At 58.6% G+C, this 11,408-nt stretch carries 14 protein-coding genes; 5 read left to right on the forward strand and 9 right to left on the reverse strand.

Annotated features, from left to right (window positions below; all coding sequences use genetic code 11):
• Nucleotides 1–73: 73 nt before the first annotated feature.
• The 7 genes from Q672_RS19290 to Q672_RS19325 form a co-directional block, all read right to left on the reverse strand.
• Nucleotides 74–571, reverse strand: coding sequence for a DUF7931 domain-containing protein (locus tag Q672_RS19290; RefSeq protein WP_022984047.1), 498 nt, complete (start codon nucleotides 569–571; stop codon nucleotides 74–76).
• Nucleotides 571–996 (reverse strand): GNAT family N-acetyltransferase, encoded by a 426-nt coding sequence (locus Q672_RS19295; protein ID WP_022984048.1) that lies wholly within the window; start codon nucleotides 994–996, stop codon nucleotides 571–573. The genes Q672_RS19290 and Q672_RS19295 overlap by 1 nt, the downstream gene beginning before the upstream one ends.
• A 10-nt stretch (nucleotides 997–1,006) precedes the next feature.
• The gene (locus tag Q672_RS19300; protein WP_022984049.1) at nucleotides 1,007–2,134 is read right to left on the reverse strand and encodes a JmjC domain-containing protein; all 1,128 of its coding nucleotides are present in this window, start codon (nucleotides 2,132–2,134) and stop codon (nucleotides 1,007–1,009) included.
• Between the two features lie 53 nt (nucleotides 2,135–2,187).
• Nucleotides 2,188–3,558, reverse strand: a complete 1,371-nt coding sequence (gene purB, locus Q672_RS19305) for an adenylosuccinate lyase (protein ID WP_022984050.1) — start codon at nucleotides 3,556–3,558, stop codon at nucleotides 2,188–2,190.
• Nucleotides 3,559–3,818: 260 nt separating this feature from the next.
• Nucleotides 3,819–4,457, reverse strand: a complete 639-nt coding sequence (gene hflD / locus Q672_RS19315; RefSeq protein WP_022984052.1) for a high frequency lysogenization protein HflD — start codon at nucleotides 4,455–4,457, stop codon at nucleotides 3,819–3,821.
• 27 nt (nucleotides 4,458–4,484) lie between these two features.
• Entirely contained in the window at nucleotides 4,485–5,579 is a 1,095-nt protein-coding gene (mnmA, locus tag Q672_RS19320; RefSeq protein WP_022984053.1) for a tRNA 2-thiouridine(34) synthase MnmA, read from the reverse strand.
• Nucleotides 5,580–5,595: 16 nt separating this feature from the next.
• On the reverse strand, nucleotides 5,596–6,063 hold the full coding sequence (locus tag Q672_RS19325; RefSeq protein WP_022984054.1) for an NUDIX hydrolase: 468 nt from the start codon (nucleotides 6,061–6,063) through the stop codon (nucleotides 5,596–5,598).
• Between the two features lie 106 nt (nucleotides 6,064–6,169).
• On the opposite strand from Q672_RS19325, the gene moaC reads away from it, so the two are divergent.
• From moaC to Q672_RS19340, 3 genes are read left to right on the forward strand one after another with little or no spacing between them, the layout of a single operon-like run.
• Nucleotides 6,170–6,667, forward strand: a complete 498-nt coding sequence (moaC, locus tag Q672_RS19330) for a cyclic pyranopterin monophosphate synthase MoaC (protein ID WP_022984055.1) — start codon at nucleotides 6,170–6,172, stop codon at nucleotides 6,665–6,667.
• The gene (gene moaD / locus Q672_RS19335; RefSeq protein WP_022984056.1) at nucleotides 6,664–6,921 is read left to right on the forward strand and encodes a molybdopterin converting factor subunit 1; all 258 of its coding nucleotides are present in this window, start codon (nucleotides 6,664–6,666) and stop codon (nucleotides 6,919–6,921) included. Before moaC ends, moaD begins: the two co-directional genes overlap by 4 nt.
• Nucleotides 6,918–7,391 (forward strand): molybdenum cofactor biosynthesis protein MoaE, encoded by a 474-nt coding sequence (locus tag Q672_RS19340; RefSeq protein ID WP_022984057.1) that lies wholly within the window; start codon nucleotides 6,918–6,920, stop codon nucleotides 7,389–7,391. The genes moaD and Q672_RS19340 overlap by 4 nt, the downstream gene beginning before the upstream one ends.
• Here the strand turns inward: Q672_RS19340 and Q672_RS33910 are convergent.
• Nucleotides 7,294–7,917 (reverse strand): pseudouridine synthase, encoded by a 624-nt coding sequence (locus Q672_RS33910; protein WP_081703580.1) that lies wholly within the window; start codon nucleotides 7,915–7,917, stop codon nucleotides 7,294–7,296. The genes Q672_RS19340 and Q672_RS33910 overlap by 98 nt on opposite strands.
• 219 nt (nucleotides 7,918–8,136) lie before the next feature.
• On the opposite strand from Q672_RS33910, the gene Q672_RS19350 reads away from it, so the two are divergent.
• Nucleotides 8,137–10,359 carry an NADP-dependent isocitrate dehydrogenase gene (locus tag Q672_RS19350; RefSeq protein WP_022984059.1) on the forward strand — a complete coding sequence of 741 codons (2,223 nt, stop codon included), beginning with the start codon at nucleotides 8,137–8,139 and terminating at the stop codon, nucleotides 10,357–10,359.
• Between the two features lie 90 nt (nucleotides 10,360–10,449).
• On the opposite strand, the gene Q672_RS19355 is transcribed toward Q672_RS19350, so the two are convergent.
• A complete protein-coding gene (locus tag Q672_RS19355; protein WP_022984060.1) occupies nucleotides 10,450–10,698 on the reverse strand; it encodes a cold-shock protein in 249 nt (82 codons plus the stop codon).
• Nucleotides 10,699–11,015: 317 nt separating this feature from the next.
• Here Q672_RS19355 and clpS point away from each other — a divergent pair, with 317 nt between their 5' ends.
• Nucleotides 11,016–11,402 carry an ATP-dependent Clp protease adapter ClpS gene (gene clpS / locus Q672_RS19360; protein WP_022984061.1) on the forward strand — a complete coding sequence of 129 codons (387 nt, stop codon included), beginning with the start codon at nucleotides 11,016–11,018 and terminating at the stop codon, nucleotides 11,400–11,402.
• Nucleotides 11,403–11,408: the final 6 nt, after the last annotated feature.

The raw sequence follows: 11,408 nt of genomic DNA on the forward strand, positions 1-11,408 counted from the left end.
TTTTGACCCATAGAGGGGGCGAACCAGCCTGAAAGACTGAGCATGCAAGGAGTTATTCAGAGGTTCCTTAGCGTTACAGTCGCAGCTCCCGGAGTTCCGGGCTGGTGCCGGCCCGTTCCCAAAGCGTTTGAAAATCCCTGGCAAGGCGTGGCGCTCGCGGCAGGCGGTGTGCGCACAGGTGAATGCGGCTGGGCCGTGGCCAGCCGATGGCTTCGAAAAGGCCGGTATCATCCCCGAGCGCATGGCAGGCCTGCGGGTCGCAGTCGTCCTGCTGGGTCTGGCGAAGTTGAATGCGTGAGGGCAGTCTGCGCGCGAGGTGAATCAGCCGATGGCCATTGCGCACCGCCTCTTGCTGATCATCAAACAGCACTCGCACGTCGGAGCGTTCACTGGCGATGGCCAGAGCCTTGATGGCATCGACCACCTGATCGTCAGCGGTAAGTGCATCGAGGGTGGGCACGCGAAGCCACAGACGGCGCTTGCAGGCGTGGGCCAGGCGAGCCAGCCCTTCGCTGGCCTGGCTCCGGGTGAGGGTGATCAGGGTGTCGTCGTCGCCGATGACAAATGACATCAGACCAGCGGTTTGAACATCTGTCGGTGTGGAATGTTGGCGTCCATGAAGATCCCGCCGGACACAGAAAACCCTGCAGCCTCATAGAAACTGGTGGCGTGGGTCTGGGCATGCAGGAAGATTTCTTCCATTCCCAGGCCACGGGCGGCATCTTCGGCTGCCACCAGCAGGGAGCTCCCTACGCCGTTGTTACGTTGCTCTGACAATACGCACAGGCGGCTGATCTGCCCGGTGGGCAACAAGCGGATACAGCCGACCGGCTGTTGGTTCGCGTCCAGGGCCATAAAATGGACGGCCTGGTCATCTTCCCCATCCCATTCCAGCTCCTCCGGCACGTGCTGTTCATCAATGAACACCTGCTGGCGGAGGTTGCGCAGGGCGGTTTCGCTTTCATCCCAACGGGTTTCGATAATGCTGATAGCCATAGGGGTCTCGTTACAGTGGGGCAAAGAAGCCCTGTTCAATCCATTCATGGAGCAATTCCCTGGCGGTGGAAGTCATTACGGCTTCCAGCTCGCTTTCCGTGTAGCGTCGCTTGCTGGCCAATAGCTGAACCAACGGGCGTTGTTGTTCTGTAAGGGTGTGCGGCTCACCGTTGAGCCATACCCGGTTGCCCTGCATCAGCAGGCGCACGCTGCCATGGCGAACCAGGGCGGTGTGCGGATCGCGCTCGCGAATATGGTGGTCGTCGATGGCAAATTCAAGGCCATCCTGTCGGGGGGTCGATAGCCAGCGATAAACTGCCCGTTCAATGCCTTCTGGCTTAAGCAGATCGAGCGCCCCACGCACCAGGGCCTGGCGATCCTGATCGGTCAGGATGGCTGGGTTGTCGGGGACGGTACGCTGGGGGTCCGTGAACAGGTGGCTGTCAGCATCTGCCAGGCACTCACCGGCGATTTCGGCCATCAGCATCTGGTAATCCGGTGCACGGAAGCCGACGGACCAGGTCAGGCAGTCATCATCCTCGGCCACACCGTGGTGTGCGACCCCGGGCGGCAGGTAGAGTACGTCGCCGGGCATGGCGATATATTCTTCCCGGACTGCCATGCCATCGAGCAATTTCAGGTCCGGGTGGGGCAGGCGTGGGCTGTGTTCGTCACAGACCTCTCCAATTTGCCAGCGACGGGAACCGTGCGCCTGAATCAGGAAGACGTCATAACGGTCAAAGTGCGGGCCGACACTGCCGCCCGTCACCGCGTAACTCATCATGATGTCTTCCACGCGCCAGCCCGGCAGGAACGCAAAACCGTCCAGCAGCAGAGAGGTTTCGGTGAGGAAATGATCAACTGACTGCACCAGCAGGGTCCAGTCCCGTTCCCCGAGAGTGGAAAAGATCTCCTCGTCCAGCGGGCCCTGTTGCAGCTGCCACGGGCCCTTGCCCGCTCCCTGAATAATTCGGGCTTCTACGCCGTCTTCCAGAGCCAGCCCGGCCAGGGTGTCAGCGTCCGGACTGTCAAGGCCCGTGGCGGCTGCGGGCATGAACAGCGGCTTTTTCTGCCAGTAATCACGCAGAAAGGCTTCAGGAGCCAGCGGCAAGGTGAAGTGTGGGAGTGTGGCGCTCATGGGCAAGTCCGGCAGCAAGGCTGTGCCAGCGATAGCTGGCACAGCCTCACGCTTCAGAGGTTACGTGCCTGTTGCGGGGCGTTGCCGATGTAGCTGGCCGGGGTCATGGCAAGCAGGATTTCCTTGGCTTCATCCGGGATCGCCAGATCATTGATGAAGGCGGTGAGGGTCTCCTGATTAATGCCGTCCTTGCCGCGGGTCAGAGCCTTGAGCTTCTCGTAGGGTTTTTCGATCCCGTAGCGACGCATGACTGTCTGGATCGGCTCGGCCAGGACTTCCCAGGCGGCATCCAGGTCTGCATTAAGACGGGCGGCATTCACTTCCAGCTTGCCGATACCTTTCAGGCTAGCCTCGAAAGCGATCAGGCTGTGGGCCAGACCGACACCGACATTACGCAGTACGGTGGAATCGGTCAGATCACGCTGCCAGCGGGAAATGGGCAGCTTGGCAGCCAGATGATCCATGATCGCATTGGCCAGACCCAGGTTACCTTCGGAGTTTTCGAAGTCGATGGGATTGACCTTGTGGGGCATGGTGGAGGAACCCACTTCGCCTTCCACGGTTTTCTGCTTGAAATAACCCAGCGAGATGTAGCCCCACACGTCACGGTCGAAATCCAGCAGGATGGTGTTGAAACGCATCAGTGCGTGGAAGTACTCCGCCACGCAATCGTGGGGTTCGATCTGGGTGGTGAAGGGGTTGAAGGTCAGTCCCAGGCTTTCAACGAAACGGCGGGCAAAGGTTTCCCAGTCCACTTCCGGGTAGGCCGACAGGTGAGCGTTGTAGTTGCCCACCGCGCCATTGATCTTGCCGAGCAGTTCCACAGCGGCGAACTGATCGCGCTGGCGCTGCAGGCGGGCCACCACATTGGCCATTTCTTTGCCAACGGTGGTGGGGGAGGCCGACTGGCCGTGGGTCCGTGACAGCATCGGCTGGTCGGCCAGGCTATGGGCCTGACGGCGGATGGCATTGATCACCTGGTCCATCTTGGGCAGCAGGATCTCGCGGGCTTCCTTGAGCATCAGGGAGTAGGAGAGGTTGTTGATGTCCTCACTGGTGCAGGCGAAGTGGACAAATTCACTCATGCCAGCCAGTTCGCCGTGCTCGGCCATCTGTTCCTTGATGAAGTATTCCACCGCTTTCACGTCGTGGTTGGTGGTGGCTTCGATTTCCTTGATGCGCTCGGCATGTTTGGCTTCGAAGTCGCGGGTAATGCCGCGCAGGTGCCAGGCCGCCTGACCGCTCATCAGCGGGACTTCGGGGATATTCTTGTCGTGGGCGAGCTGTTCCAGCCAGCTCACTTCCACGTGGACGCGGAAGCGGATCAGACCGTATTCACTGGTAGTGTTACGCAGGGCATCAACTTTGCCGGCATAGCGGCCATCGACCGGTGAAATGGCGGTGAGGGTATTCAGGCTGGACATGTGTCAGGCTCCCGAAGTCGTCCAAGTAAGGTTCCAAAGCGGCGCAATGATACAGCAAAAAAGACGGGGCTGCGTGCTTCTGTTGCGCTGGTGTCTGGAGCGTGGCTGGTGGCGTACGGGAAAAGGGGTTGCCCCCATTGAGAGCGCAGGGATTAAAGAGGGAGTAGCGGGGGAGGACTGTCATATATGGGCGGTTCTGGTGGCTCAGATTCCGCTGTCACAGCCCGTGATCCCTTTTGAGGAAAAAGATTAACAAACGCCTATAAATTATTGATATCTATCGACTCTATTTGTGAAAGGATAGGTTTTCTCTGGAACAGAAGATGCCAGCGGCGCCCGCCGAACTGGTGCCACAGGAAGGCGGCGCGGACGCCGGCAAGGAACAGAGCGCGAATCCTGGCGGCCTTGTTTTCGTCCTGAAGATGAGAGGGCTCGCCCTTCACCTGTATGCGAAAGCGGAAGGTCCCCAGGGTGTCCACGTAGATCCCGGCCAGCCGGTGACAGAACGCATCATCGGTGAGGCTGCTGAAATGGGCTTGCTGGCCACTCAGGGCCATGAGCCGATGGCGCAGAATGCTGGTGGTGTCGTCGTTCTTGCGGAGTTTGCCTGCCAGATGGAGAAGGGCCAGGCCGTAGTTGAGCGGGCGCAGGGAGCCTCCGGCGGAATCCTTGTTGAGACTGCGGTTGAGCAAGCTCATGCCATCGCGTAGCAGGCCGGGCCTGGGATAGATGGCATCAAACGTCTCCGCATCCAGTGCCATTACGCCCTCGATGAGCGCTTCAAAGGCCCGTGGGTCGCAATCACCACGCAGGGCAATGTCGTCTGCCAGCTGGGCCGCCTGGAACACAGCAGCCAGCGCCAGTGTTCGCTGCTGTTCGCGAGAGAAACGTTCGCTCATGGGGTGTCTGTCCTTGGCGTTGGGTCGTTACCGGGTTGCTTCAATGGGCGCGCCACCGAGGCAGACCGGGCCATCGTAGAAGACCACGGACTGACCGGGGGTCACTGCCCGTTGTGGCTCATCAAAGACCACATGAACGCGCCCTTCACCGGCATCGGAAACCGTACAGGCCTGATCGGGTTGGCGATAGCGGGTCTTTGCCGTGAGTCTGGCTGGCAGGGCCGGAGGCTGCAGGGCCACCCACATGACCGGAGCGCTGGTCAGTTCGCGGCTATACAGCAGTGGATGTTCGGTGCCTTGCACGGCAATCAGGACATTGCGGTCCAGATCCTTGCCCGCCACATACCAGGGGGCATCGTTACTATCGGCGCGGCCGCCAATACCCAGCCCCTGACGCTGGCCGAGGGTGTAGTACATCAGGCCATCATGGTCGCCAATCACGTTGCCGTGGTCGTCTTCAATCTTGCCGGGTTGGGCAGGCAGATACTGCTCGAGAAAATCCTTGAAGCGGCGCTCACCAATAAAGCAGATGCCGGTGGAGTCCTTTTTCTTGTGGTTGGCGAAGCCCTTGTCTTCGGCGATCCGGCGCACTTCGGGCTTTTCCAGATCCCCCAGCGGGAACAGGGTACGATCGAACTTGTGGTGATCTACCGCGTGCAGGAAGTAGGTCTGGTCCTTGTTGGTATCGACAGCGCGAACCAGCTTCGCGGCTCCGGTGTGATCGACCTGCGCGTAGTGGCCGGTGGCAATGTAGTCCGCGCCCAGGGTCAGTGCATGGTCAAGGAAGGCCTGGAACTTGATTTCCTTGTTGCAGAGGATATCCGGGTTGGGGGTCCGGCCTGCCCGGTATTCGGCAAGGAAATGTTCAAATACCCGGTCCCAGTATTCCGAGGCAAAGTTGGCGGTGTGCAATTCGATGCCAAGAACACCGGCCACCTGCATGGCGTCCAGCAGGTCTTCGCGGGCGGTGCAATACTCGGTGCCGTCGTCCTCGTTCCAGTTCTTCATGAACAGGCCTTCGACCTGGTAGCCAGCGTCGATCAGTCGGGCGGCCGCGACGGAGGAATCCACACCGCCGGACATGCCAACGATAACGCGGGTATCTTGAGGCGCTTTGTGCATGGTCACAGTATTCCTGTCAGCCCCGCTGGAGAGGCCAAGGGTGCTGGTAAATGGTGTCCAGGGGCAATCGTCTACCAGAGAGATAGTCATCCAGGCAGCGTTCCACAAGGGGGCTGCGGTGCTGGTCACGACGGGCGCGGAAGGCCTCTGGTGTCAGCCACTCGGCGTCAAGGATGCCGGTATCCAGTTTCTGACGTGGGTCGTGGCTCACCGGTCGGGCCACAAAGCAGGTCCGATAGTACACCCCGCCGCCTTTCTGCGGCTGAAAGATGTACCAGCCCAACAGGTCGGTGATTTCCACCTGCCAAGCCGTTTCTTCCAGTGTTTCACGCCAGGCCGCTTGTTCCAGGGTTTCGCCGAACTCCACGTGGCCGGCTGGCTGGTTGAGGACCTCACGGCCCTTGCTCAATTCGCGGACAAACAGGAACTTGCCGTCTTGTTCCACCACGCAGGCCACAGTAATGTGCGGCTCGAAGCTGTTCATAGCAGATCTGCCAACAGGGCGCCCGGCGGAGCCGGACACAATACGATACGATGAAAGGCGGGAATGGTAGCGCAGCCGCCGCCGAGACAACAGGCCAGGAGCGAGGATGTCAGACGATCAGTTTACCCACCTGGACAGCAGTGGACAGGCACAGATGGTTGATGTCACTGACAAGGCAGTGACTCAACGGGTCGCTGTGGCCCAGGCCCGGGTACGCATGCAGCCTGCCACGCTGGCCATGATTCAGGATCAGCGCCATCCCAAAGGCGACGTGTTGGCAACCGCCCGCATTGCAGGTATTCAGGCGGCCAAAAAGACTTGGGACCTGATCCCTCTGTGCCACCCCCTGATGCTGACCAAGGTGACCGTGAATATCGAGCCAGAAGGGGATGACGCCCTGCGGATCGAGACCCTGTGCAAGCTCAGCGGCACAACCGGGGTCGAGATGGAGGCCCTGACCGCGGCTTCGGTGGCGGCGCTGACCCTGTATGACATGTGCAAGGCGGTCGATCGTGGCATGGTGATTGAAAGCGTCTGCCTGCTGGAAAAACAGGGTGGGCGTAGCGGCCATTACCAACGCGTTAACGAACAGGAAGAAAAATGATGGTCCAGGTACGCTTTTTTGCTGCTCTGCGGGAACGGGCAGGCCGTGATGCTATCCAGATCGACTTACCGGAAGGGGTGAGCACAGTTGCGCAGCTGGTTGACTGGCTGGCGGAAACCGATGTGGCTCTGGCCCAGGCTTTGGAGGCGACACCGCGACGGATGGTGGCCATCAATGAAGTGCTGGGCAATGAAGATAGTGTTGTGGAAGCGGGAGACGTGGTGGCCCTGTTTCCACCGGTGACCGGCGGATGAAGGCCCATATCGAGGTTCGTGAGGGTGGTTTGAGCGCCAGCGAGCCGGATTTGTGGCTGCGGGATCAGGGGCGCAGTGGTGCGGTGGTGATGTTCAGTGGCCAGGTCCGCGATGAGCAAGGCAAGGTAGAGGCCCTGCATCTGGAACATTACCCGGGCATGACGGAATCAGTGCTGGGCACCATTGTTGAGCAGGCCTGCAGTCGCTGGCACCTCAATGGTGCCTGGGTCGCGCACAGGGTTGGCACCATTCAGGCGGGTGAGGACATTGTCCAGGTGGCGGTCAGCTCGGCCCACCGTCAGGCTGCTTTCGAGGCCTGCGCCTTTATCATGGATCTGCTGAAGACCCGGGCGCCGTTCTGGAAGAAAGAGCTTATCGACGGGTGCTGGATTTGGGTCGAGGCCCGCGAGAGCGATGACCAGGCCGCCGCGTCCTGGCTACAGGACGCGACGGGGCGTGCACCTCGCTAGCGCGCCATTCCCCCGGCGCCAGGCCTTCCACTGACCAGTCCCCAATCTGCCAGCGAACCAGCCTCAGGGTGGGGAATCCGATGGCGGCGGTCATGCGTCGTACCTGACGGTTTCGACCTTCGTCTATGGTGAGTTTCAACCAGCTGTCGGTTACCGTTTTGCGTGACCGAACTGGAGGATGCCGATCCCACAGTGGCGGGGCATCAATGCGCTCGACCTGGGCGGGCCGGGTAGGGCCGTCTTTCAGAGTGATGCCCTGGCGCAATTTTTGCAGATCAGAGCCCCCGGGCTCACCCTCCACCAGAACCAGATAGGTTTTGGGAAGGTGGAACCGCGGACTGCTGATGCGCGCCTGCAGGCTGCCGTCATCAGTCAGCAACAGCAGGCCTTCAGAATCCCAGTCCAGTCGTCCTGCCGGATACACGTCCGGTTGGGGGATGAATTCGCTCAACGTTCGGCGACCCTGATCGTCGCGAAACTGGGACAACACCTGAAAGGGTTTGTTGAGCAAGATCAATTGCGCCATGGGGCCTGACAATCCTGATAGGTTTGATTGATATAATGCGTCGTATTACCGGCCGGCTACGCTAACAAGGCTAAACGGTCAGTGCTATACTCGCCAGCACACGCCGGTTACGGTTTGATAAAGACAGAGTAGTCCTGTTAAGACCCGCTGATCTGACGGTCAAAAGCCGACTCACATCAGGTGGGAAACACTGCCAATACAATTGGGACTTATAATTCTATGACCACCCCAAAAATTATTTACACCATGACAGATGAGGCGCCCGCGCTGGCGACCTACTCGTTTTTGCCCATTATTGAGAAATTTACCTCCATCGCCGGGATTGAAGTTGAAAGTAGCGATATTTCGCTTGCCGCACGGATCCTCGCCAACTTCCCCGAACATCTGTCAGACGACCAAAAAGTCACCGATACCCTCACCGCCCTGGGCGATCTGACCCAGGATCCGGAAGCCAACATCATCAAGCTTCCCAACATCAGCGCGTCCATCCCGCAGCTTCGTGAAGCAATCGCAGAGCTCCGGGAACATGGCTATAACGTGCCTGAGTACCCAGACGAGCCGCGTAATGATGATGAAAAAGAAATTCTGTCCCGTTATGCCAAGGTGCTCGGGTCTGCGGTGAACCCGGTGCTTCGTGAAGGAAATTCAGATCGTCGTGCTCCGCTTGCTGTCAAGAACTATGCCCGCAAGAACCCGCACAGCATGGGTTACTGGAGCCCTGCTTCCCGTACCCACGTGGCCCATATGCGGGGGGGAGATTTCTATTCCCACGAGACCTCTACCACCATTGATAAGGCCTGCAAGGTCCGCATCGAGTTTGTGGACTCTCAGGGCAACATCTCTGTGATGAAGCCGGAATTTGGCTTGCTGGACGGGGAAGTCATTGATGCCATGTTCATGAGCAAGAAGGCGCTCTGCGACTTCTTCGATGAGCAGATCGACGATGCCAAGAACACTGGCATTCTGTTTTCGCTGCATGTGAAGGCCACCATGATGAAGGTGTCGCACCCGATTGTATTCGGTCATGCGGTGCGTCGCTTCTACAAAGAGCTGTTTGAAAAGCACGGTGAGGTACTGGAACAAATCGGTGCCAACCCCAACAACGGCTTGAGCAATATCTACCAGAAAATCGAAGAGCTGCCGATTTCCCAGCGTCTGGAGATCGAATCCACTATTCGTGCCTGTTACCTGCATCGTCCGGAGCTGGCGATGGTGGACTCTGACCGCGGCATCTCCAACCTCCATGTGCCGTCCGACGTCATCGTCGATGCCTCCATGCCGGCCATGATTCGCCAGGGCGGCAAGATGTACGGCGCCGATGGCAAGCTCAAGGACACCAAGGCGGTGATTCCGGAAAGCACCTACGCGACCATCTACCAGGAAGTGGTGAACTTCTGCAAGACCCACGGCGCCTTTGATCCGGTGACCTGTGGTTCTGTGCCGAATGTGGGTTTGATGGCCCAGAAGGCAGAGGAATATGGTTCTCACGACAAGACCTTCGAAATGAAAGAAGGCGGCACCATGCGTGTTGTCCGTGAAGACGGTGAGGTGTTGCTCACCCACGACGTGGAAGAGGGCGATATCTGGCGCATGTGTCAGGCCAAGGATCTGCCCATCCGTGACTGGGTCAAGCTGGCGGTGACCCGAGCCCGCCAGAGCAATACCCCGGCTATCTTCTGGCTGGACAAAGAGCGCGCCCATGACGCCCAGCTGATTCAGAAAGTCACTGAATACCTGAAGGATCACGACACCGACGGGCTCGATATCCGCATCATGTCCCCGGTTCAGGCGATCCGTTACACCATGGAGCGCATGATCCGTGGCAAGGACACCATCTCAGTTACCGGTAACGTGCTGCGTGACTATCTGACCGACCTGTTCCCGATCCTGGAGCTGGGCACCAGCGCCAAGATGCTGTCCATTGTGCCGCTGATGGCCGGTGGCGGACTCTACGAAACGGGTGCCGGTGGCTCTGCACCCAAGCATGTACAGCAGTTCCTTGAAGAGAACCACTTGCGGTGGGATTCGCTGGGCGAGTTTCTGGCGCTGGCCGTTTCCATCGAGGAGCTGGGCGAGAAGTATGGCAACAAGAAGGCGAAGGTGATTGCCCAAGCCCTCGACAAGGCCAACGAGCAGTACCTGGAGCAGAACAAGGCGCCGTCCCGCAAGGTTGGTGAACCGGATAATCGGGTGAGCCACTTCTATGTCGCCATGTACTGGGCCCAGGCCCTGGCGGCCCAGGACGACGATGCTGAGCTGAAAGACAAGTTCAGCACCATCGCGGCGCTGCTTACCGAGAACGAGGAAATTATCGTCAAGGAAATGGTGGCGGTGCAGGGGTCCCCGACGGATATCGGGGGTTACTACAACCCTGATTTCGGCAAGGCGTCAGCTGCCATGCGTCCGAGTGCCACGTTCAATGACATTCTGGACAAGCTGTAAGAGCTTGGCGAGGAACCAAAATGCCGGCGAAAGCCGGCATTTTTGTTTGTCATTGTCTGGCTGTAGCCGATGAGGATGCTGCACCCTGGCTTACTCTGTGTCTTCCCCCTCATTTGAGGCGTCATTAATCGCATCACCACTGGCGCGAAGATTGACAGCATGAAAGCCCTTGTTTGCGGGTTGTACTTCGTATTCAACTGGTTGGCCAGCCTTCAGGCTCTTGTAGCCCTCCATCTGGATATAGGAATAGTGAACAAACAGATCTTCTCCGCCTTCATCCGGACGAACGAAGCCGTACCCTTTTGCATTGTTAAACCACTTAACCCTTCCCGTTGCCATGGTCCTTCCCTCTACCTCTCCAATGGCCAAGAGCTTTTGTATGCTCTAACGTTTCTTTTTATTAGCCGCTGACAGCACGGTACACTGCATGTTGTGCGGTGCCCCGGCGTTCTTTAGCACGTCGCTATCTTGGCGGCGCTGATCCCCGTTACATCAGGGCTGCAGCATTGTGCAACTTTTAAACATGTGTCGCAGGGTGTCAACCCCATGAACTTTTTGTGGTCATGTGATGGCTCTGGGGATTGAAAAAAGCATGACCGCCCATCATTTCAATATTGCCTGTTGGTGCCAGCAGGGTTACAACGGTTAAGAGGCTTATGATTTTGCAGCAGTGGTGGCAGAGGGAGAATCCAGAGGGTCAGGTGGGGATCTCCGCAGGCCCCGCAGACAATCCGGCAGATCCTGATCGCCATGGGGATCTGGCCGTTGAAGAGGCCAGACCGAAACTCAAGCCGCCGTCCATGTACAAGGTGTTGATGCTTAATGATGACTACACCCCCATGGATTTTGTGGTCGAAGTACTTGAGGACTTCTTCAGTATGAACCGTGAACAGGCCACCCGGGTCATGTTAACGGTGCATACGGAAGGGAAGGCGGTGTGCGGGTTGTACCCGCAGGATATCGCCGAAACCAAAGCCACCCAGGTGGTTGAATACGCCCGCGAAAATCAGCATCCGCTGATGTGCCAGGTGGAAAAGGCCTGACAACGC

Source organism: Alcanivorax sp. P2S70 (genome assembly GCF_000475295.1).
In the GTDB taxonomy this organism is placed as follows: domain Bacteria; phylum Pseudomonadota; class Gammaproteobacteria; order Pseudomonadales; family Alcanivoracaceae; genus Alcanivorax; species Alcanivorax profundi.